Below are 20546 nucleotides of genomic sequence, written 5' to 3'. Positions count from 1 at the left end.
GCGTCTCAGTAGTCACACATGGAAGGAGAAGCACATAAACCAGGAGTAACCCCCTTGAATCGCGTCCCCCGGTTGCTTGCCATGGTCGCACTGGTCTCGGCTGCGGCCTGTTCGGCAGAAGGCGTGCCAGCCTCGCAGGCCCCGGCGGTCCGGACGACCGCCTCCGTGGGCGTCGCCGCGGCTGCCCACGTCGCGGCTCCGGCCAAGAAGGTCAAGCTCGACATCGCCGACATCACGCCCATGGCGGAGACGTCGGAGAAAGTCGGCGTCGGTTTCCCGATCATCGTCACGTTCGACCGGGACGTGAAGGACAAGGCCGCCGTGGAGGCGCTGCTGGAGGTCCAGGCCGACAAACCGGTCGAGGGCGCCTGGCGCTGGGTGTCGGCCCGCAAGGTCATCTACCGGACGAAGACGTACTGGAAGCCGCACCAGAAGGTGCTGTTCACCGCGCGCCTCAGCCAGCTCCCCGGCAACAAGGCCGAGGACGTCACCCGCCGCTTCGCCGTCGGCAACGCGAACATCTCGGTCGTCGACACCCGCAGGCACCAGATGAAGGTCTACCGGGACGGCAAGATCGCCAAGAAGATCGCGATCAGCGCCGGCCGGGGCGGCCTGCTGCGCAACGGCGTGGACGTCTACCTCACCACCAGCGGCGTGCACCTCACCATGGGCAAGAAGGCCGTCGAGACGATGACGTCGTCCTGGATGGGGGTGACCGACCCGAAGGACCCGCGCTACTACAAGGAGGAGATCCCCTGGGCGGTGCGCATCTCCGACAGCGGCGAGTACGTCCACCAGAGCGCCGGCTACTACCAGTACCTCGGCCGCTCCAACCAGAGCCACGGCTGCGTGCGCGCCACCCCGCAGGGCGCCAAGTGGTTCTACGGCATCGCCCAGCGCGGTGACGTCGTCAAGATCACCGGGACCAAGCGCAAGCTCGACTGGCGCAACGGCTGGAGCTACTGGCAGCTCAACTGGACCCAGTGGAAGCAGGGCAGCGCCCTCAAGCCCTGACCCGGCAACCGACCGGCAGGGCCGCCCCCCAGGCGCCCTGCCGTCGCCCGACCCGCCGTAGGGCGCCCGGCCTCCGGCGAGGGGCGGGCGCCTGTCGGCCTTCAGGGGTCAGAGCTTCTCCAGGGGTGCGTACGCCAGCAGCAGCGTCTTCTCCCCGTCGGCACCGAAGTCGATCTTGACCTTGGTCTTCTCCGCCACCCCGTCCACGGCCACCACCGTGCCGAGCCCCCACTTGTCGTGCGTCACCCGATCGCCGGGCGTCAACGACAGGACCTGCCGCGACCCGCCGCCGCCGCTCCTGGGCGCCGGCCGCGCAGCCGGCTCCCGCCGCGTCGCCGCGCTCCAGGCCGACTTCTCCGGGTCGGTACGCCAGTCGATGAGCTGCCCCGGCACCTCGTTGACGAACCGCGAGGCCGGGTTGAACGACGGCGACCCCCACGAGCTGCGCACCGCCGCCCGCGTGAGGTAGAGCCGCTTCTGCGCCCGGGTGATGCCGACGTAGGCCAGCCGCCGCTCCTCCTCCAGCTCCTTCGGCTCGCCCAGCGACCGGACGTGCGGGAACACGCCGTCCTCCATCGCGGTCAGGAAGACGACCGGGAACTCCAGCCCCTTGGCCGTGTGCAGCGTCATCAGCGTGACGACCCCCTGCCCGCCGTCGGCGTCGGGGATCTGGTCGGCGTCGGCGACCAGCGACACCTGCTCCAGGAACTCCACCAGCGTGCCCTCGGGGTTGGCCTCCTCGAACTCCGAGGCCACCGAGACCAGCTCGTTGAGGTTCTCCAGGCGGGACTCGTCCTGGGGGTCTTCGGAGGCCTCCAGCTCGGCGCGGTAGCCGGTGGCCACCAGGATCTCCTCGGCCAGCGTCGACGGAGGCACGCCCTCGGCCTTGGCGATCAGCTCCTCGAGCATCGCCACGAACTCGCGCACCGCGTTGAGCGAGCGCGTCGCCATGCCGTACGCCTCGTCGGCCCGGCGCAGCGCGTCCCAGAACGAGATGCGCTCGCGCGAGGACAGCGCCTCGATCATGGCCTCGGCCCGCTCGCCGATGCCGCGCTTGGGCACGTTGAGGATGCGCCGCATCGACACGACGTCGGCCGGGTTGGCCAGCACCCGCAGGTAGGCCAGCAGGTCCTTGACCTCTTTGCGCTCGTAGAAGCGCACGCCCCCGACCACCTTGTACGGCAGCCCGGTGCGGATGAAGATCTCCTCGAACACGCGCGAGGCGGCGTTGGTCCGGTAGAACACCGCGACCTCGCTCGGCCTGACGCCGTCCTCGTCGCTGAGCCGGTCGACCTCCTGGGCCACGAACATGGCCTCGTCGTGCTCGTTGTCGGCGACGTAGCCCACGATCTTGGGGCCGTCGCCCTGGTCGGACCAGAGGTTCTTCGGCTTGCGGCCCTCGTTGCGCGCGATCACCGCGTTGGCCGCGGCCAGGATGTTCTGGGTGGAGCGGTAGTTCTGCTCCAGCAGGATCGTGCGGGCGTCGGGGTAGTCGCGCTCGAACTCCAGGATGTTGCGGATCGTCGCGCCGCGGAAGGCGTAGATCGACTGGTCGGCGTCGCCCACCACGCACAGCTCGGACATGTCGGCGCCCGGACGCACGACGTCGCCGTCGGCGGTGCGCAGCTCGGGATGGCCCACCAGCTCGCGGATCAGGATGTACTGGGCGTGGTTGGTGTCCTGGTACTCGTCGACCAGCACGTGCCTGAACCGCATCCGGTAGTGCTCGGCCACCTCGGGGAAGAGCTGGAACAACGTCACCGTGTTCATGATGATGTCGTCGAAGTCCATCGCGCCGGCCTCGGTCAGCTTGAGCTGATAGGCCTTGTACGCCTGCGCGAGCGTCTTCTCCAGGTGCGAGCCCGCCTTGTCGAGCGCGGTCTCGTAGTCGACCAGCTCGTTCTTGAAGTTGCTGACCTGCGCCGAGAACGAACGCGGCGGGTAGCGCTTCGGGTCGAGCTCCATCTCCCTGCAGACCATCGCCATCAGCCGCTGCGAGTCGGCCTGGTCGTAGATCGAGAAGCTCGACGGGAAGCCCAGCCGCTTGGCCTCGCGCCGCAGGATGCGCATGCAGGCGCTGTGGAACGTCATCACCCACATCGCCTTGGAACGCGGCCCGACGAGCTTGTCGATGCGCTCCTTCATCTCGCGGGCGGCCTTGTTGGTGAAGGTGATGGCCAGGATCTCGCCCGGATGGGCGTTGCGCTCGGCCAGCAGGTAGGCGATGCGGTGGGTGAGCACCCGCGTCTTCCCCGACCCCGCCCCCGCCACGATGAGCAGGGGGCTGCCATGATGGATCACGGCCTCGCGCTGCTGGGGGTTGAGGCCGTCGAGCAAGGGGTGGTCAACAGAGACTTGGGTCGGCACCCACCTAGGTTAAGACGCGCCACCGACAAACGGCGCCCGGAATGCCTCCGACGGGGTGCCGGTTGTCCTCCGTACAGGGTCCAGGAAGGGAAGCCATGCTGCCGGAAGCCGAGATCAACCGGGTACTTGTCGTGACCGCGCATCCCGACGACGTCGACTTCGCCGCGGCGGGAAGCGTGGCGCTGTTCGTGGAGCGGGGGCTGGAGGTCACGTACCTGCTCGTCACCGACGGTGACGCCGGCGGCAACGAGCGTACCCTCGACAACTCCGGCATGGCCGAGCTGCGCAGGACCGAGCAGCTCGCCGCGGCCAAGGCCGTCGGCGTGACGGACGTGCGCTTCCTCGGCTACTCCGACGGCCGGGTGGTGCCCTCGCTCGACCTCCGGCGCGACATCGCCCGGGTGATCCGCCAGGTACGCCCCGACCTGGTCATCACCCACCACCCCGACCGCAACTACCAGTTCGTCGCGCCCAGCCACCCCGACCACCGGGCCGTGGGCGGGGCCGCGCTCGACGCGGTCTACCCCGACGCCCGCAACCCCTACGCCTTCCCCGAGCTGCTGCGCGACGAGGGCCTGGAGGCGTGGACGGTCAGGGAGGTCTGGCTGAACGGCGGCCCCACCCCCAACCACTGGGTGGACGTCACCGCGGTCATGGACCGCAAGCTCGCGGCCTTGCAGTCGCACGTCAGCCAGGTCGCCCACGTCGAGGGCTTCACCGACTTCGTCCGGGGCCGCTTCGCCGCGTGGGCCGAGCAGGCCGGCTTCGGCGAGGGCCACTACGCGGAGGGCTTCCAGGTCGTGCCCACGGCCTGACCGCGGCCTGACCACGACCTTTCCGCCCCTGGCTCAGGGGATCGAGCCGGGCGGCACCACCCAGAGCGCGGGCTGCCCGGTGACCTCGGAGATGACGTCGAAGTACCGGTCGTAGTGCAGGATCGTCGCCTGATGCAGCTCGGCACAGGCGGCGATCAGCAGGTCGCCCGGCCCGGCCGCCCGGGTGTGCGACCTTCCGGCGAGCATCGCCTGCACCTCCAGGGCCCTTGGTCCGACCTCCTTGTGCGTGATGGACAGGAGGCGGAAGCCCTCCCGCAGGTAGCGGGCGTCCCGCTGGTGGCCTTTGAGGTCAGGGGCGCTGTAGAGCACCTCCAGTTGCGTGACCTCGCAGACCGCGAGGGTTCTGTCGAGCATGAGCGGTTCGAGGGCCCGCTGGACCGCTGGATGCGGCATGCGGGCCAGAGCGCTCTTGTCGATCAGGTAGACCACTCCGGTGGTCACCACGCATGCTTCATGATCCACGGATCCAGAAGATGCGTATTGTCCCGGGTGCGCCAGTATTTGTAGGCTTCGCGGCGTTTGGCCCTTTCTGCGACCTCCGACAGGGCCGCGTTCACCGTCTCCTTCACGGTCGATGTGCCCAATTCGCGTTGGGCCAGCTGCAGAAGACCTGTGTCGACGTCGATCACCGTACGCATGCAACACCACCTCCGTACCTCCGGGGATATCAGAAATAGTGATCTTGAGATGCGCCCGTCCCGGAGTGGTGCGCCTGCGGGGAGGGCCGTGGCCGAGACGTTAGAGCATCGGCCGCGCCCATTGTGGACCGTTCCAAATGTCGGTGAAGGATCCTCATCTTCCGAGGTGGAAATCTCATCCCGGCCCGGGGGAGAACTCTCAACCCGGCCGCGGTCCGGGATGATTTCAGCGCTTTGCCGAGAGTCTCGCGAAGAGGTAGCCGAGCGAGTTGGTCGCCAGGTGCAGCATCGACGGCGCCAGCAGCCCGCCGCGGCGCCGGAGCTCGCAGAAGAGCACCCCGGCCGCCGCCGTGGACACCACGCTGCCCGCCACCACCCGCGCGACGTCGAGATGGGCGGGCGACTCGCCGGCGGTCAGCGCGCCGAGCGCCGGGTTCGCGCGGGCCATGTCGATCGCCGGGAGGATGTGCCACAGGCCGAACAGCGCCGAGGAGACCGCCGTGGCGGCGGTCGCGCCGTGCCGGCGGGCCAGCATGCCGTGCAGCGCGCCGCGGAACCCGACCTCCTCCAGCAGGACCGTGCCCAGGGGGACCTGGAGCAGGGCCTCCTCCAGGGCGCGGGCGCGCGAGAGCGACAGGGCGCGCTCGTCGTGGAAGAGCGGCCTGGTGCGGGGCACGGCGATGCCCACGGTGTAGACGGCGGCCACCGCGGTCGCCAGCGCGCCGCCGACGGCCGCTCCCCGGGACGCTTTCTCGAACCCGAGCTCACGCCACGACACCCCGTGCCGGCGGGCCATGGCCACGAGCGCGGCGGTGGCGGCGGCGGACGTCAGGGGGGCGAGCCTGGGGGCGATCTTGTTGTTGAGGACGTTGGCGGCGGTGAGGACGGCGATCGAGCGCAACAGCACCCTTGCAGGCTACGTCGCACCACAACCCGACGGCGTCACACCCTCCGGCGGGGGAAGGCATCCGGAGACGGGGGCGTCACACCATCCGACGGTGTCGGCGTCAGGGGACGGGGGCGCCACACCCTCCGGCGGGGGACGGCGTCCGGAGACGGGGCGTCACGCCATCCGACAGGGACGGCGTCGGCGGGCAGGGGGTCGCGTCGTCCGAAGGGAGCCGATGTCAGCGGGCAACGGGGTGTCGCGTCATCCGGTGGGGACGGCGTGGGTCAGGAGGCGGCGGAGTTGCGCCAGCCTGCGGGGAAGCGGGTGCGGCGGCGTTCCTGCGGAGTGAGGCCGCCCCAGATGCCCTCCGTCTCGCCCTCGCGTAAGGCGTAGGAGCGGCACTCGTCGATGACCGGGCAGCGGGCGCAGACCGCCTTCGCGCGGGCCTCCTGCAACGGTGAGGGCGCGAGCGGGAAGAAGAGGTCAGGGTCGCTGGACCTGCACGCGCCTCTGCGCAGCCAGCCGATCTCCTCCAGTGGCATGCCTCCACCGTAGAGGCAGGTCATGATCAGACACATCATCCTCTGGGCTGACCCGCGTGTACATCCTCAGCAGGCGCGCACGCCGTCCTGGTAGCCGTCGGCGAAGGAGGTCTGGCGTTGCTCGGCGGTGCCGTGGGCGGCGGGGTTCAGCCAGTCGTCCGTGGGGTCGCCGGCGGCCTCCAGGCTGGTCATGAGCTCGTCCTCGTCACCGGGCTGGGCGCGCAGGGAGCCTGACCCGACCAGGGCCGACAGGGTTCCGCCGGCGTAGCAGTCGGCCTGGAGCTCGGCCTGGACATTCAGCTCGAAACCGGTCCTGAGCTGGGCCTGGACGGCGTGCCCGAACTCGTGGGGGATGATCACGTACACCGAGCCGTCGCCCATGTCGTTCCACAACGACTCCATCCAGGCCTGGTCATAGGCGATGAAGTGGCCCTCGGGGCAGTAGAAGGCGTTGTTCGGCACGGACGGCTCGCCCCCGCAGGAAGGACCCGAACTCCCGGAGTAAGGGATGAAGTCGGCGATAGGCCGATATGTCATCCCCTGCTGGTCGAAGAATTCCGTCCAGAACGACTCGGTGAGGGTGCGCGCGGCCCGGATGTCGTCCTCGAACGTGTCGGCCCCCTGGACGTCCCTGGACGCGGGCCGGGTGAGGCCGCAGCCGGCGAGCAGCAGGACGAGGGCCAGGACGAGAAGGCGAGGTCGCACGAGGTTCACACGTCCCAAGTGTGCACCGGATCGTTGCCGTGCATGCGGTCGATGTAGTCCAATGTCATGGCGCGTAACGCCTCGTGGCGGTCGCCGCCCTGCGCGCGCACCCGTTCGACCTGCCACGTCGCGCCCGTACGGCCGGTCAGGCAGCGTCCCTCGATGATGCCGAGCAGCCGGTCGGCGACCGGCGTGTGCACCCCCCACGCGGCCAGGCCCTCGCGCGCCATGGGCAGCAGCCGGCGCAGGATCAGCTCGGCCGCCGGCACCTCGCCCAGCCCCGGCCAGTACAGCCGGGCGTCCAGGCCGTGCCGGGCCGCGGCGGCGAGATTGTCCTCGGCGGTGCGGAAGGACATCTGGCTCCAGATCGGCCGTTCGGCCGACGGGAGCACGCGCATCAGGCCGTAGTAGAACGCGGCGTTCGCGGCGATGTCGGCCACCGTGGGCCCGGCGGGCAGGACGCGGTTCTCCACGCGCAGATGCGGCACGCCGTCCACGACCGCGTAGACGGGCCGGTTCCAGCGGTAGATGGTGCCGTTGTGCAGGGTCAGCTCGTGCAGCTGGGGGATGCGTCCCTGGTCCAGCTCGGCCCGCGGGTCCTCCTCCTCGCACAGGGGGAGCAGCGCCGGGTAGTAGCTGACGTTCTCCTCGAACAGGTCGAAGACGCTGGTGATCCAGCGTTCCCCGAACCAAACCCGCGGCCGCACGCCCTGCGTCTTCAGCTCGGCCGGACGGGTGTCGGTGGCCTGCTCGAACAGCGCGATCCTGGTCTCGCGGTGCAGTTCCTTGCCGAACAGGTAGGGGGAGTTGGCCGCGACGGCGACCTGGGGGCCCGCGATGACCTGGGCGGCGTTCCAGTGCGGCGCGAACGCCTCCGGGCTGACCTGGAGGTGGAGCTGGACGCTGGTGCACGCGGCCTCGGGCGCGACGCTGTCGGCGTGGGTGTCGAGGCGTTCCACGCCTTCGATGCACAGGTGCAGGTCCTCGCCGCGGGCGGCGAAGATCTGCTCGTTGAGCAGGCGGTAGCGGGGGTTGGCCGACAGGGTGCCCTCGCTGATGTCCCGCTCGCGCAGCGTGGGCAGGATGCCGATCAGCACCAGGTGCCCGTCCTGGGAGCGGGCGCGCTCCTCGGCGTGGTTGAGCCGCCTTCGTACGTCCGCCTCCAGGTGCAGCGGGCCGTCGCCGGTCAGCTCCCGGGGCTCGACGTTGATCTCGATGTTGAACTGGCCCAGCTCGGTGGCCCAGTCCGGCTGCTCGATCGCGGCCAGCACCTGGGCGTTGCGCATGGCGGCCTCGCCACGGGCGTCCACGATGTTGAGCTCGATCTCCAGGCCGGCGCGGGGGCGTTCGAACTCGAAACGGGACTCGCGCAACATCTGGGCGAAGACGTCGAGACATCGACGCACCTTTTCCCGATATTTCCGGCGATCGTCCCGGCTGAACACGACGACTGGTACGTCCCTGCCCATACCAGGAAATGTCGCACGGCTGGGCCGACATGACCAGCCGGAGATCGACGCGATGTCCCCGCGGGCCGGACCACATGAAGATCATCGAGAGGGCGCGCGACCCCCGTGACATCCCCGTAGGGTTCGGGCATGCGCGTATTGATTACCGGTGGGGCGGGCTATATCGGCAGCACGATCGGGTCGGCGTGCCTCGACGCCGGCATCGAGCCCGTGATCCTCGACAGCCTCGTGACGGGCCGCAGGGAGTTCGCCGACGGACGGGTCTTCTACGAGGGCGACATCGGCGACGGCGCCCTCGTCGACAAGATCTTCGCCGAGCACCCCGACATCGAGGCCGTCGTCCACTGCGCGGCCCTGATCGTCGTGCCCGACTCCGTCGCCGACCCGGTCGGCTACTACCGCGCGAACGTCGCCAAGAGCCTGGAGTTCGCCGACCACCTGCTGCGCAACGGCTGCGAGCGGATGATCTTCAGCTCGTCCGCGTCGATCTACCAGGCCGGCGCGGACCACACCGTGGACGAGAGCTCGCCGCTCGCCCCGCAGAGCCCGTACGCGCGGACCAAGGCGGTCTGCGAGGCCATGTTCGCCGACGTCGCCGCCACCCGGCCGATCCGCATCCTGTCGCTGCGCTACTTCAACCCGATCGGCGCCGACCCGGCCATGCGCACGGGCCTGCAACTGCGCCGTCCCAGCCACGCCCTGGGCAAGATGATCGAGGCGTACGAGGAGGGCGTGCCGTTCGCGATCACCGGCACCGACTACCCGACGAGCGACGGCACGGGCATCCGCGACTACGTCCACGTCTGGGACCTGGCCGCCGCGCACGTGGCGGCGCTGCGCCGGTTCGACTCCCTGGACGCCGACGTCATCAACCTCGGCACCGGCGCAGGAACGACGGTCCGCGAGCTGGCCGAGGCGTTCAACCGGGTCGCCGACCGGCCGATCGACGTGGTCGAGGCGCCCGCCCGGCCCGGTGACGTGGCGGGGGCGTACACGCGCAGCGACCGGGCGCGGCGGCTGCTCGGCTGGGAGACCCGGTTCACCGTCGAGGAGGGCATCAGGCACTCGCTGGAGTGGGCCGCCCTGCGCGACTCCCGCCTCGCCTGACCCGCGCGCCCGGGGCCGGAGGGGCCGGGCACCGCGCCTGTCCCGCCAAGCGGCGACGGGAGAGGCGCGGACCTCGGCACTGGCGGTGCTACTTGGCGACGCTGACGCCGAACGGCAGGTCGAGGGAGGAGATGTCGTCCTTGCCGTTCTCGAACTCGCTGGAGACGTCGTCAGCCGTCGGAGCCTTGATCGACACGGCGCCGCCCCAGCCGGTGAACCGGGTGTCGACCCGCACGCCGCCGTCCTTCGTGGAGCCCGAGCCGGTGATCGCGGTCTGCGGGAACGTGGCCACCAGGCGCACCGGCAGGCCGGCCGCGTTCACGGTGAGCTTCCAGCTGATGACGCTCTTCAGCGCCTTGGCCGTCGGACGCGGGTCGATCGCGCTCGACCGGTACCAGAGCGAGATCTTCCGCAGGTCGCGGACGGTGATCTTGCCGGCGTAACCGCCGCTCACCGGCTTGGCGGTCTTGAGCAGGGCCTTGAGCGTGGCCTGCTCGGCGACGTTCACCGGCTGGCCGAACGTGCCGGTGAGGCCGCCCGTCGGGCCGTGCGGGGCCTTGAACCAGGTCTCGCCCTCGGGCAGGACCTTGCTCCACATGCCGCCGGACAGGTACGACGTGGTGCCGATCCGGATCGTGCGCTCGGGCGTGGCCAAAGCCTTGAGCGTCTCCGGCGCGTCGTCGCCCAGGTCGGACAGGTTGAGGGCGAACTTGGCCGTGATGTCCGAGGCGGCGAGGCCGGACTTGCTGAACTGGAACGTGCCCGTGCGCCGGATGAAGACCTCGCTGCGCGTACCGTCGGAGACGCTGATGCGCTCGCTGAACTTCACCCCCTTGCCGGGGACGAGCTGCTTCTTCACGGCGGCCACGGGGTTCTTGGGCGCGGCCGCCTGGGCCGGAGCCGCCAGCAGCGCGGGGGTGGCGGCCACCAGGGCGGCGGTCGTCGCCAGCGCGACGCCGGTGAGGATTCGCTTCATGTGCGGTTGTGTTCCTTGGTTCGAGGGGGAGTGACGGCAGCTCGGCGGCTCAGTCGAACAGGCCGAGCGAGCTGGTGGAACCGTCGGGGATGGCCTGGCTGAGCCGCTCGGCTCTGGCCCGCTTCTCGGCCACCAGGTCCTTGTAGGTGATGATCTCGTCCACCGGAGGCGCCTTGACGCTGACCCTCGCGCCCCAGCCCGAGAGCCGGGTCTCGACGGTGCTCCGCGAGCCCGGCGTGCCGTTCTGGCCGGTTACGATGCGGTCGGGCAACGCCTGGGAGTTCAGGCCGAGCCGGAAGGAGAACGCCTCGTAGGCGCCGGTCCCGCGCGCCTGCGCGGGGGTCAGCGCACCCTGGCGGAGGCCGTCCCTGAGGCTCCCGGCATGCGCGAGCAGGGTCTTGACCGTCGTGGGCCGCAGCACGTCGACCGGCTGGGCCGAGGTGATGACACTGCCCTTGAGGTGCTCCATGAGCACCCACGTCCTGCCAAAGGGCAGGTCGTCGGCCAGGTCGGCCGCCTGCACGTAGACCTTGCCGCCGACGCTGATCCAGCGTTGCCGGCTGTCGTCCTCGCCGACCGTCCTGAACACGACGTCGGCCGCGACGGGCCCGGACGCGCCGAACTCCACGGAGCCGGCCATGCGGGTGACCTCGTCGTCGCGCGAACGCTTCGACTCGATCCGTGCGGTCTCGGAGATCGTCACCCCGTGGCCCGGCGCGAACTGCCGCTTCAGGGCGGTGACCGGGTCCACGGCCGCCTGTGCGGGGACGGCCGGGATGAGTGCCGCGGCCGTCACCGCGGCCGCGAGCAATCGCTTCATGAGTGTCCTTAGGAGGGGGGCTACCTGACGTTGCCCAGGGAGTTGAGGGAACCGTCCGGGATGTTCTGCGGGACCGTGCTGTCGTCGCCGAGGTCGGCGACGTCGGTCACCTGGTCGGCCGGCGGGGCCTTGACCTTGACCTTGACGCCCCAGCCGGTGAAGCGGGTCTCGGTCGTGCTGTGGCTGGTGCCGAGGATGCCGTAGTCGAGGGTCCAGTCGCTGACGACCCTGGTGACCAGGCCCTTGGAGTTCACGGCGAGCAGGTACGAGACCTTGACCTTGGCGACCTTCTTGTTGACGCTCTGGCCGTAGATCTTGCCGAGTTCCTTCACCGTGACCGAGCCGCGGTAGATCCCGCCCTTGGTGCTCGCGGCGTGGGAGACGAGGGCCTGCAGCACCTTGGGCTCGAAGACGTCCAGCATCTGGTTGGAGGTGCTGATCCGGAGGCCGGTGTCGGGGTAGCGGACCCACTTCTTGCCCTCGGGCAGGCCCTCGCTGTAAAGGCCGCCCTGCGCATATACGTGCTTGCCCAGGGTGATGATCCGGGACGGCATCAGCGACGCGTACACGTCGTCCTTGCCGGTGGCGTGATTACGTACGTCCGAGGCGACGATTCCGGACTTGCCGAACTCCAGAACGCCGGACGTCTTCGTGGCGCCGGTGCTCTTGCCGTCCATCGAGGAGCGGGACGTCTCGGTGAACCGTACGCCGTGTCCGGCGACGTACTGCTTCTTCAGCGCCTTCGCCGGATCCGCGGGCGCGGCCTGGGCCGGGGTCGCGGTCACGAGCGCCGCCGCGGAGGCCAGGGCCAGGCCCGCGATAATTCGCTTCATCCGATTCCTTCAGATCAAGAATGAGGGGAGCAGGAATCCTGCCAATTGAAGATCACGACCATATATCGACAGACGCCGCATAAGGCAGCGAATTGGTGCACTTTCGGTGCACAGAGGGACATGGTGAAGTGAGATCACCGTCACATAGCGGAAGAACCGTGCCCCGATGACCTGTGCAGGTCAAGCTTGGGGCTAGGCTTCACTGGCGGAAACGCCCGGCACGCACCCCTGAGCGTAGGAGCTCGCCGTGAGAGAACGAGGCACGAAGCCGACACGAGCGGCGAGCGGACGCGACCGTCAGCGCAGTTGCCCGGGCCGTCGAACATCAGTCGGATAAGCAAGGACGGACCCTCGTGGACCTGTTCGAACATCAGGCGAAGGAGCTCTTCGCTGACTACGGCATCCCGGTGCCACGCGGCATCGTCGCCAACACCGTGGAGGAGGTGCGGGCGGCGGCTGAGGAGCTGACCGGCCGCGTTGTCGTCAAGGCCCAGGTCAAGACCGGCGGTCGCGGCAAGGCCGGCGGCGTGAAGGTGGCCGACGACGCCGCCGACGCCGTCGAGAAGGCCACCGCCATCCTCGGCATGGACATCAAGGGCCACACGGTCCACAAGGTGCTCGTGGAGGAGGCCAGCGCGATCGCGGAGGAGTACTACTTCTCCTTCCTGCTCGACCGCGCCAACCGTACCTTCCTCGCGATCTGCTCCGCCGCCGGCGGCATGGACATCGAAGAGGTCGCCCACAGCACGCCCGAGAAGGTCGCCAAGGTGCCGGTCTCGGCCCTCGACGGCATCGACCGCGCCAAGGCCCGTGAGATCGCGCTGGCCGGCGGCCTGCCCGAGAAGTCGCTCGACGGCGCCGCCGAGCTCATCGAGAAGCTGTGGTGCTGCTTCGTCGACGAGGACGCCACGCTGGTCGAGGTCAACCCGATGATCCTGTCGGCCGACGGCCAGGTGAAGGCCCTCGACGGCAAGGTCACCCTCGACGAGAACGCCGGCTTCCGCCAGGCCGACCACGAGGCGCTGGCCGACAAGGCCGCCGAGGACCCTCTGGAGGCCAAGGCCAAGGAGAAGGACCTCAACTACGTCAAGCTCGACGGCAACGTCGGCATCATCGGCAACGGCGCGGGCCTGGTCATGTCCACCCTCGACGTGGTGGCCTACGCGGGCGAGGCGTTCCCCGGCAAGCCGTCCCCGGCGAACTTCCTCGACATCGGCGGCGGCGCCTCGGCCGAGGTCATGGCCGCGGGCCTGGAGATCATCCTCTCCGACCCGAGCGTCAAGTCGATCTTCGTGAACGTCTTCGGCGGCATCACCGCCTGCGACGCCGTGGCCAACGGCATCGTCTCGGCGTTCAAGCTGCTGGAGAGCCGCGGCGAGGCCGTGACGCACCCGCTGGTGGTCCGCCTCGACGGCAACAACGCCCAGCTCGGGCGGCAGATCCTGGCCGACGCCGCGCTCCCGCGGGTCGAGCTGGTTGACACGATGGACGACGCGGCCAAGCGGGCCGCCGAGCTCGCTGCGGTAGGTGCGTGAGTCATGGCTATCTGGCTGACCGAGAACAGCAAGATCATTGTTCAGGGCATGACCGGCGGTGAGGGCACCAAGCACACCCGCCGCATGCTCGCCTCCGGCGCGAAGGTCGTCGGCGGCGTCAACGCCCGCAAGGCGGGCATCACGCACGAGGGCCTGCCCGTGTTCGGCACGGTGAAGGAGGCCATGGAGCAGACCGGCGCCGACGTGTCGGTCGTCTTCGTGCCGCCGGCCCACACCAAGGCCGCCGTCAAGGAGGCCGTCGACGCCGAGATCCCGCTCTGCGTCGTGATCACCGAGGGCATCCCGGTCCACGACTCGACCGAGTTCTGGGCGTACGCGGTGGCAAAGGGCAACAAGACCCGCATCATCGGGCCCAACTGCCCCGGCATCGCCTCGCCCGGCGCGTCCAACGCCGGCATCATCCCCGCCGACATCACCACCGCCGGCCGCATCGGCCTGGTCTCGAAGTCCGGCACGCTGACCTACCAGCTCATGTACGAGCTGCGCGACTTCGGTTTCTCGACCGCGGTCGGCATCGGCGGCGACCCGGTCATCGGCACCACGCACATCGACGCGCTCCAGGCCTTCCAGGACGACCCCGACACCGACGCGATCGTGATGATCGGTGAGATCGGCGGCGACGCCGAGGAGCGTGCCGCGGCCTACATCGAGCAGCACGTCACCAAGCCGGTCGTGGCCTACGTCGCGGGCTTCACCGCCCCCGAGGGCAAGACGATGGGCCACGCCGGCGCCATCGTCTCCGGCTCGGCCGGCACCGCCCAGGCCAAGAAGGAGGCCCTGGAGAAGGTCGGCGTCCGCGTCGGCAAGACCCCCTCCGAGACGGCCCGCCTGATGCGCGAGATCATGCAGTCCCGCTAGTCACGCATGGAAAAGCCCCGCCTGGCCGCCGCCATGCGGGGCTTTTCCATGTCCCGGAGGCCGCCGGGGCGGCGCGTAAAGGGCGGGGAAAGGGGGCGAGGCGCGTTCGCGGGGGTGTCACGGCGACAAAGTGGACCCTCTGCGGCGCGTCAACCAAGCGATGGTTGGGAAAGATTGAGAAAATCGCATCTGTGACGGCCATTCTCGACCAGTTGCGTACCGCCCCCAAGTCGGTGCTCGGCAAGCTCCCCGGGGTCTCGACCGACGACGACGAGACGAGGCGGCCGCTACCCGTGTCGGGCATGCTCGCCGCCGCCTGCACGCTCGGCGTCGGCCTGGCCGTGCTCACCACGCTCACCCTCGTCGGCTGGATCGCCGCGCCGCGCGGCACGCTCGGCGCGGGCCTGCCCGGGGTGTTCCGCGCGGCGGCGCAGCTCTGGCTGGCCGCGCACCACGCCGGGTTCGCGATGCCCGGCGGCCGGGTCGGGCTGCTGCCCCTCGGGCTGATGGTGCTGCCCGCCTTCCTGCTCTACCGCGCCGGCCGGTGGATGGCCCGCGACGCCGACCTGCGGCTGCGCCTGCCCGCCCGGCTGCCCAAGAACAGCCCGCGCGAGCAGGCCAACGCCCGCCGCCGCGCGCAGCTCGTGCTGGTCGGCCAGGCCGGCGTCTCGCTGGCGGCCCCCTACGCGCTGCTGGCCGGGCTGATCGCGCTGGTGGCGAGGAACGAGATCACCCAGCCGTTCATCGGCGAGGCGCTGCTCAGCCACTTCGTGCTGGCCTTCCTGGCGGGCTCGCTGGCCACCGCGCGCATGATCGGTCCGTGGCGGATCATGCTCAAGCTGCTGCCCGAACGGCTGCGCGCCGTCGCGGTCGGCACGGCGGTCGCCACCACGTCGCTGCTGGCCTCTGGGCTGGGGCTGGTGCTGGTCGCGGTCGTGCTGAACTTCGGCCAGGTCAGGGAGCTGTCGAACGTGCTCGCGCCGGGCTTCGTCGGCGGCGTGCTGCTGTTGCTGCTCCAGCTCCTCTACCTGCTCAACGCCGTGATCTGGGCCTCCTCCTACATCGCCGGCCCCGGCTTCGCCATCGGCGCGGACACGCTGGTCGCCCCGACCGGTGTCGAGCTCGGCACCGTGCCGAGCCTGCCGTTGCTGGGCGCGCTGCCCGAGAGCGGACCCGTGCCCGCGTGGATGATGGCGGTGATCGCGCTGCCGTTCGCGGCGGGCGCGGTGGCGGGCGTGTTCGTGGCCCGGATCTCGCCCTCGCATTCGTACGAGGCCGCCCCCTGTGGGGCTTCCTGACCGGCGTCTCCACCGGCCTGGTCGCCGGCCTGCTGGCCGCGCTGTCCGGCGGGCCCATCGGCGGCGGCCGGTTGTCGGCGATCGGCCCGTCCCCCTGGGAGGTGGCCCTGTCGGTGGCCCTGGAGGTGGGCGTGGCGGCCGGCATCTCGGCGGGCGTGGCCAACCTGCTGCTGCTCAACAAGAAGGCCCGCGCGCCGCTCGACAAGGCCGCCGCCCCGGTCCGCAAGGCGGGGGCGGCCATCGCCAAGGCGGCCAGCAAGGTGGGCCTGGCCGAGTCCGACCCGCGCCCGCTGCCCGGCCACTGGATGGACGCCACCGAGGCCGACACCCAGGAGATCCCGGTCATCAGGGACGACTGGCAGGACGAGCACGCCTCCGCCGAGGCCGAGACCCTGGCCCAGGCCCGCCCGCGCCCGGCCGAGCCGTCAGGCGACCCGGCCCGCCCGCCGCGCAAGGACATCGTGGACGAGTCCGACGACCGCGGCGGTCACGTCATCTACGTCGACCCCTACGCCTGGGACCGCGACTAGGACTGCATCGCCCCGAGCAGCTGGAGGACGTCGGGCGGCAGCTTGCGCTGCGCGGCGTCCCTGAACTGGGTGAAGCACTCGCCCTGGGCCGAGACCGTGCCGGCGCCCTTCATGCACTCCTGGTAGGCGGAGTATTCGTCCATCAGGTAGAGCTGCATGCCCGTGGCCATCGCCGACAGGGCCAGCGCGATGGAGGAGATGGTGATGCCGCCGACGGCCGTGCCCGTGGGCTTGTGGGCGCTTTTGAGCCGCGGCAGCGCGCGGATGCCGGACATGAGCGCGAACAGGGCCATGACCAGGCCGGCGAGCGGCAGCATGAACGTCATGGCCAGCGCCGCGATGGACAACCAGATCGCACGGCGACCCGCTGAATCGGCGGGCTGCTGACCCGCCGGTGCCTGCACCGGTGTCGACACCTGACCTCCTCTGCGTCGCCGGGCGAGGAACAGATACCCTGTCAGCCCCACCCTGTTTCCATTCTTTGGAGTGTGCGTGTCAAAGGCTGGGCGGCTCGTCGTCCTCGTCTCCGGCTCTGGAACCAACCTACAGGCCCTGCTGGACGCTTCCGCCGACCCGTCGTACGGTGCGCGCGTGGTGGCGGTGGGCGCGGATCGGGACGGCATAGAGGGCCTGGCCAGGGCCACCAGGGCAAATGTCCCGACATTTGTTGAAAAACTGGGTGATCATGCGACTCGGGCGGGCTGGGATGCCGCTCTCGCCGCGCAGATCGCATCGTACGAGCCCGACCTGGTGGTGTCGGCGGGCTTCATGAAGATTTTGGGTGCGCCAACGCTCGACGCGTTCCCCGTGCTCAACACCCACCCGGCGCTGCTGCCGTCCTTCCCCGGCGCCCACGGCGTGCGCGACGCGCTGGCCCACGGGGTGAAGGTGACCGGCTGCACGGTGATGCTGGCCGACGCGGGGGTCGACACGGGGCCGATCGTCGCCCAGGAGGCGGTGCCCGTGCTGCCGGAGGACGACGAGCCGGTCCTGCACGAGCGCATCAAGACCGTCGAGCGGCGCCTGCTCGTCGACATCGTCGGCCGGATGGCCCGCGAGGGCTGGACGGTCAGCGGACGCATCGTCCGCATCGGCAACCAATCAGGAGGGGAAAGCACGTGACTCGCATCGCCATCCGGCGCGCGCTGATCGCTGTCTACGACAAGTCCGGGCTCGAAGAGCTGGCCAGGGCACTCGACGGCGCCGGCGTGGAGATCGTGTCGACAGGCGGCACGGCCGCCGCGATCGCGTCCCACGGGATCCCGGTGACCAAGGTGGAGCAGCTCACCGGCTTCCCCGAGTGCCTCGACGGCCGGGTCAAGACGCTGCACCCGCGCGTGCACGCCGGCCTGCTGGCCGACCTCACCAAGCCCCACCACGTGGCCCAGCTCGACGAGCTGGAGATCGACCCGTTCCAGCTCGTGGTGGTCAACCTCTACCCGTTCCAGCAGACGGTGGCCTCCGGGGCCTCCGACGAGGACTGCGTCGAGCAGATCGACATCGGCGGGCCCGCGATGATCAGGGGCGCCGCCAAGAACCACGCCACCTGCGCGGTCGTGGTCGATCCCGCCGCCTACGGCGACGTGCTGACCGCGCTGGCCGAGGGCGGGTTCACGCTGCACGAGCGCCGCCGCCTGGCCGGCGACGCGTACGCCCACACCGCCGCCTACGACGTGGCCGTGGCCAACTGGTTCGCCGGGCCGTACGCGGGCGGGGAGGAGTTCCCCGAGTTCACCGGCGTCGCGTACGAGCGCAAGGCGACCCTGCGCTACGGCGAGAACCCGCACCAGCGCGCCGCCCTCTACACCGCCGGCTCGGGCGGCCTGGCCAACGCCGAGCAGCTCCACGGCAAGGAGATGTCCTACAACAACTACCTCGACTCCGACGCGGCCTGGCGGGCGGCCTGGGACTTCGCCGAGCCGTGCGTGGCCATCATCAAGCACCAGAACCCGTGCGGCATCGCCGTCGGCGCCGACGTGGCCGAGGCCCACCGCAAGGCCCACGCCTGCGACCCCGTCTCGGCCTACGGCGGCGTGATCGCGGTCAACCGCGAGGTCACCGTCGAGCTGGCCCGGCAGATCGCCGACGTGTTCACCGAGGTCGTCGTCGCCCCTGGCTTCAGCGCGGAGGCGCTGGAGGTGTTGCGGGCCAAGAAGAGCCTGCGCCTGCTGCGCTGCCCTGAGGGGCCGTCCCAGCCGCTGGAGTTCCGCCGGGTCGACGGCGGCCTGCTGCTGCAGGCGGTCGACCGGATCGACGCGGCCGGCGACGACCCGTCGGCGTGGGAGCTCAAGACCGGCGCGGCCGCCTCGCCCGAGCTGCTGGCCGACCTGGCCTTCGCCTGGCGCGCCTCGCGCTCGGTGAAGTCGAACGCCATCCTGCTGGCCGCCGGCGGCGCCACGGTGGGTGTGGGCATGGGCCAGGTCAACCGGGTCGACTCCTGCCGTCTCGCGGTCAGCCGGGCGGGGGAGCGGGCGGCCGGCTCGGTCGCCGCCTCCGACGCGTTCTTCCCCTTCCCCGACGGGCCGCAGGTGCTGATCGAGGCCGGGGTAAAGGCGATCGTGGAGCCGGGCGGCTCGATCCGGGACCAGGAGGTGATCGACGCCTGTGAGCAGGCCGGCGTCACCCTCTACTTCACCGGCACCCGGCACTTCTTCCACTGATCACCGGTTCATCAGATAAAGGGCAACAAGAGATCACTTGTTGCCCTTTATCCGTTTTGGCGGCGAGCATCGGCACTCCCCGGTTACCCTGATTGCCGCCCTGCTGTGCTCATTCCCCCGGAGTTTCCATGCTCGACGTGGCCCTGCATGCTTTCGTGACCATGAACGGCTTCTCGACCAGCCCGTTTGTCCTCCTGGTCCTCGCCTTCATCGGTGCGTACCTCGGCAGCCGGGTCGTCGAGCTCATCCCGTACACCCGCCGGATCATCGAGCGCCGCGAGGCCCGCTTCGCCGAGCGCGACTAGCCGGACAGGCGCCAGGCCAGCCGGGCGGCCCCGGCCAGGCCCGCGCGCACGCCCAGCGTGGTGGGTCGCACCCGGACCGCTCGGACGAACGCCAGCCCCGCCACGTCGTCGAGCGCCCGCTCCAGCGGGCCGAACAGCACCGCGCCGGCCGCCGACACACCGCCGCCGATGACCACGGTGTCGAGCTCGACCGCGGCCGCCGTGGAGGCGATCATGCCGGCCAGTGCCCTGGCGCCGCGCTCGAAGGCCGCCACCGCCACCGGATGGCCGGCGGACGCGTCGGCGGCCAGCGCCCTGGCGTCGCGGTCGCCGGTGGGCGCCCAGCCGTTCTCCAGGGCCCAGCGGGCCAGGTTGGGGCCGCTGGAGTAGCGCTCGACGCAGCCCCGGCCGCCGCACTCGCAGCGCTCGCCGCCGGGATCGACGCTCATGTGGCCGACGTGCCCCGCGTTGCCCGCCGGGCCGAGCAGCGGCGCGCCGCCGATCACCAGGCCGCCGCCGATGCCGGTGGACACGACGACGCCGAGCAGCGACGTGCTGCCCTGCCCGGCGCCCAGCCAGTGTTCGCCGAGCGCCATGCACTGGGCGTCGCCGGCCAGCACCACGGGCAGGCCGGTCAGCCGCCGCAGCTCGTCGCGCAGCGGGAAGCCGCGCCAGCTCGGCATGTTCACCGGGCTCACCGTGCCCGTGGTCAGGTCGAGCGGGCCCGCGCAGCCGACGCCGACGGCGTGCGGAGGCGGGCCCCCGCCGGTCACCTCCGTGACGAGGGCCGCCAGGGCGGACATGACGTCGGCGCGCGGCGTGGGCCGCGTGGCCGGGCGCAGCAGCGAGCCGGCCTCGTCGACCAGCGCGGCGGCGAGCTTGGTCCCGCCGATGTCGACGGCGAGTACGCAGGTCATCCGTGGACGGGGTGGCCGGGCCGGCGGAGGCCGCCGAGGCGTGGCAGGGGGGAGCGGGCGCGCAAGGGGGACCTCCGTGGGGCATGGTGTCGGCGCCCGACACGATATGCCTTTCCTTGATCCATGACAACGATGTCATCGTCTCCCTGTGGACAACGGGCGCCGCCTGCCTCCCATCTGTGGAAAAACTGTGGACGAACGCGCGGCCCGTGCCGGGAAGCCGAGCAGTCATGGAAGGATTGACGGC

The 20546-nt window shown here is 70.6% G+C and carries 20 protein-coding genes and 1 pseudogene; 9 read left to right on the top strand and 12 right to left on the bottom strand.

Annotated elements, in window-relative coordinates:
• The first annotated feature begins 123 nt into the window (after nt 1–123).
• Nucleotides 124–1014 (top strand): L,D-transpeptidase, encoded by an 891-nt coding sequence (locus ACNF49_RS52885; protein WP_357982516.1) that lies wholly within the window; start codon nt 124–126, stop codon nt 1012–1014.
• Nucleotides 1015–1122: 108 nt separating this feature from the next.
• On the opposite strand, the gene pcrA is transcribed toward ACNF49_RS52885, so the two are convergent.
• Nucleotides 1123–3381: a DNA helicase PcrA gene (pcrA, locus tag ACNF49_RS52880; RefSeq protein ID WP_482942363.1), complete on the bottom strand. Its 2259-nt coding sequence runs from the start codon at nt 3379–3381 to the stop codon at nt 1123–1125.
• Between the two features lie 95 nt (nt 3382–3476).
• Here pcrA and ACNF49_RS52875 point away from each other — a divergent pair, with 95 nt between their 5' ends.
• Nucleotides 3477–4196, top strand: coding sequence for a PIG-L deacetylase family protein (locus tag ACNF49_RS52875; RefSeq protein ID WP_482942362.1), 720 nt, complete (start codon nt 3477–3479; stop codon nt 4194–4196).
• A gap of 33 nt (nt 4197–4229) precedes the next feature.
• Here the strand turns inward: ACNF49_RS52875 and ACNF49_RS52870 are convergent, their stop codons facing one another.
• The 6 genes from ACNF49_RS52870 to ACNF49_RS52845 form a co-directional block, all read right to left on the bottom strand.
• Nucleotides 4230–4679, bottom strand: coding sequence for a PIN domain nuclease (locus tag ACNF49_RS52870; RefSeq protein ID WP_498703739.1), 450 nt, complete (start codon nt 4677–4679; stop codon nt 4230–4232).
• Nucleotides 4655–4855 carry a type II toxin-antitoxin system VapB family antitoxin gene (locus tag ACNF49_RS52865; protein ID WP_482942360.1) on the bottom strand — a complete coding sequence of 67 codons (201 nt, stop codon included), beginning with the start codon at nt 4853–4855 and terminating at the stop codon, nt 4655–4657. The genes ACNF49_RS52870 and ACNF49_RS52865 overlap by 25 nt, the downstream gene beginning before the upstream one ends.
• Before the next feature lie 226 nt (nt 4856–5081).
• Nucleotides 5082–5762, bottom strand: a complete 681-nt coding sequence (locus ACNF49_RS52860; RefSeq protein ID WP_482942359.1) for a CPBP family glutamic-type intramembrane protease — start codon at nt 5760–5762, stop codon at nt 5082–5084.
• A 266-nt stretch (nt 5763–6028) separates the two neighbouring features.
• Nucleotides 6029–6286, bottom strand: a complete 258-nt coding sequence (locus ACNF49_RS52855; RefSeq protein WP_352323895.1) for a WhiB family transcriptional regulator — start codon at nt 6284–6286, stop codon at nt 6029–6031.
• 66 nt (nt 6287–6352) lie between these two features.
• Nucleotides 6353–6991: a neutral zinc metallopeptidase gene (locus ACNF49_RS52850; protein ID WP_357982501.1), complete on the bottom strand. Its 639-nt coding sequence runs from the start codon at nt 6989–6991 to the stop codon at nt 6353–6355.
• A 5-nt stretch (nt 6992–6996) separates the two neighbouring features.
• On the bottom strand, nt 6997–8397 hold the full coding sequence (locus ACNF49_RS52845; RefSeq protein ID WP_482942358.1) for a glutamate-cysteine ligase family protein: 1401 nt from the start codon (nt 8395–8397) through the stop codon (nt 6997–6999).
• A 192-nt stretch (nt 8398–8589) separates the two neighbouring features.
• Here ACNF49_RS52845 and galE point away from each other — a divergent pair, with 192 nt between their 5' ends.
• On the top strand, nt 8590–9567 hold the full coding sequence (gene galE / locus ACNF49_RS52840; protein WP_357982495.1) for a UDP-glucose 4-epimerase GalE: 978 nt from the start codon (nt 8590–8592) through the stop codon (nt 9565–9567).
• Nucleotides 9568–9655: 88 nt separating this feature from the next.
• Here galE and ACNF49_RS52835 read toward each other — a convergent pair whose 3' ends face one another.
• From ACNF49_RS52835 to ACNF49_RS52825, 3 genes are read right to left on the bottom strand one after another with little or no spacing between them, the layout of a single operon-like run.
• Nucleotides 9656–10543 (bottom strand): hypothetical protein, encoded by an 888-nt coding sequence (locus ACNF49_RS52835; protein ID WP_482942357.1) that lies wholly within the window; start codon nt 10541–10543, stop codon nt 9656–9658.
• A gap of 49 nt (nt 10544–10592) precedes the next feature.
• On the bottom strand, nt 10593–11363 hold the full coding sequence (locus ACNF49_RS52830; RefSeq protein WP_482942356.1) for a hypothetical protein: 771 nt from the start codon (nt 11361–11363) through the stop codon (nt 10593–10595).
• A gap of 20 nt (nt 11364–11383) precedes the next feature.
• Complete coding sequence (locus ACNF49_RS52825; protein ID WP_357969678.1) at nt 11384–12196, bottom strand: hypothetical protein; 813 nt, start codon at nt 12194–12196, stop codon at nt 11384–11386.
• A gap of 353 nt (nt 12197–12549) precedes the next feature.
• Here ACNF49_RS52825 and sucC point away from each other — a divergent pair, with 353 nt between their 5' ends.
• The 3 genes and pseudogenes from sucC (at nt 12550) to ACNF49_RS52810 (ending at nt 16438) form a co-directional block, all read left to right on the top strand.
• Nucleotides 12550–13731, top strand: coding sequence for an ADP-forming succinate--CoA ligase subunit beta (gene sucC / locus ACNF49_RS52820; RefSeq protein WP_357969680.1), 1182 nt, complete (start codon nt 12550–12552; stop codon nt 13729–13731).
• Between the two features lie 3 nt (nt 13732–13734).
• A complete protein-coding gene (gene sucD / locus ACNF49_RS52815; RefSeq protein ID WP_125644468.1) occupies nt 13735–14610 on the top strand; it encodes a succinate--CoA ligase subunit alpha in 876 nt (291 codons plus the stop codon).
• 302 nt (nt 14611–14912) lie between these two features.
• Nucleotides 14913–16438, top strand: a pseudogene (locus tag ACNF49_RS52810) (cell division protein PerM).
• Here the strand turns inward: ACNF49_RS52810 and ACNF49_RS52805 are convergent.
• Nucleotides 16435–16854 carry a hypothetical protein gene (locus ACNF49_RS52805; protein ID WP_357969684.1) on the bottom strand — a complete coding sequence of 140 codons (420 nt, stop codon included), beginning with the start codon at nt 16852–16854 and terminating at the stop codon, nt 16435–16437. The pseudogene ACNF49_RS52810 and the gene ACNF49_RS52805 sit on opposite strands and share 4 nt — an antisense overlap.
• Nucleotides 16855–16930: 76 nt before the next feature.
• On the opposite strand from ACNF49_RS52805, the gene purN reads away from it, so the two are divergent.
• The 3 genes from purN (at nt 16931) to ACNF49_RS52790 (ending at nt 19403) form a co-directional block, all read left to right on the top strand.
• Nucleotides 16931–17560, top strand: coding sequence for a phosphoribosylglycinamide formyltransferase (purN, locus tag ACNF49_RS52800; RefSeq protein ID WP_482942355.1), 630 nt, complete (start codon nt 16931–16933; stop codon nt 17558–17560).
• Nucleotides 17557–19098 (top strand): bifunctional phosphoribosylaminoimidazolecarboxamide formyltransferase/IMP cyclohydrolase, encoded by a 1542-nt coding sequence (gene purH, locus ACNF49_RS52795; protein WP_357969689.1) that lies wholly within the window; start codon nt 17557–17559, stop codon nt 19096–19098. The genes purN and purH overlap by 4 nt, the downstream gene beginning before the upstream one ends.
• 128 nt (nt 19099–19226) lie before the next feature.
• The gene (locus ACNF49_RS52790; RefSeq protein WP_357969691.1) at nt 19227–19403 is read left to right on the top strand and encodes a hypothetical protein; all 177 of its coding nucleotides are present in this window, start codon (nt 19227–19229) and stop codon (nt 19401–19403) included.
• Here ACNF49_RS52790 and ACNF49_RS52785 read toward each other — a convergent pair.
• Complete coding sequence (locus ACNF49_RS52785) at nt 19400–20299, bottom strand: ROK family protein (protein WP_482942354.1); 900 nt, start codon at nt 20297–20299, stop codon at nt 19400–19402. The two genes, ACNF49_RS52790 and ACNF49_RS52785, sit on opposite strands and share 4 nt — an antisense overlap.
• Nucleotides 20300–20546 lie beyond the last annotated feature (247 nt).

The sequence above is a fragment of the Actinomadura sp. ATCC 39365 genome (assembly GCF_054392275.1).
This window is presented reverse-complemented; position numbering and strand designations above follow the sequence as displayed.

Bases quoted from the DNA above. Each gene is read 5' to 3' on its own strand.
- ACNF49_RS52825 (WP_357969678.1), bottom strand. From the start codon at position 12,196: ATGAAGCGAATTATCGCGGGCCTGGCCCTGGCCTCCGCGGCGGCGCTC.
- ACNF49_RS52865 (WP_482942360.1), bottom strand. From the start codon at position 4,855: ATGCGTACGGTGATCGACGTCGACACAGGTCTTCTGCAGCTGGCCCAA.
- ACNF49_RS52830 (WP_482942356.1), bottom strand. From the start codon at position 11,363: ATGAAGCGATTGCTCGCGGCCGCGGTGACGGCCGCGGCACTCATCCCG.
- ACNF49_RS52790 (WP_357969691.1), top strand. From the start codon at position 19,227: ATGCTCGACGTGGCCCTGCATGCTTTCGTGACCATGAACGGCTTCTCG.
- ACNF49_RS52875 (WP_482942362.1), top strand. From the start codon at position 3,477: ATGCTGCCGGAAGCCGAGATCAACCGGGTACTTGTCGTGACCGCGCAT.
- ACNF49_RS52855 (WP_352323895.1), bottom strand. From the start codon at position 6,286: ATGCCACTGGAGGAGATCGGCTGGCTGCGCAGAGGCGCGTGCAGGTCC.
- ACNF49_RS52835 (WP_482942357.1), bottom strand. From the start codon at position 10,543: ATGAAGCGAATCCTCACCGGCGTCGCGCTGGCGACGACCGCCGCCCTG.
- galE (WP_357982495.1), top strand. From the start codon at position 8,590: ATGCGCGTATTGATTACCGGTGGGGCGGGCTATATCGGCAGCACGATC.
- sucD (WP_125644468.1), top strand. From the start codon at position 13,735: ATGGCTATCTGGCTGACCGAGAACAGCAAGATCATTGTTCAGGGCATG.
- ACNF49_RS52785 (WP_482942354.1), bottom strand. From the start codon at position 20,299: ATGACCTGCGTACTCGCCGTCGACATCGGCGGGACCAAGCTCGCCGCC.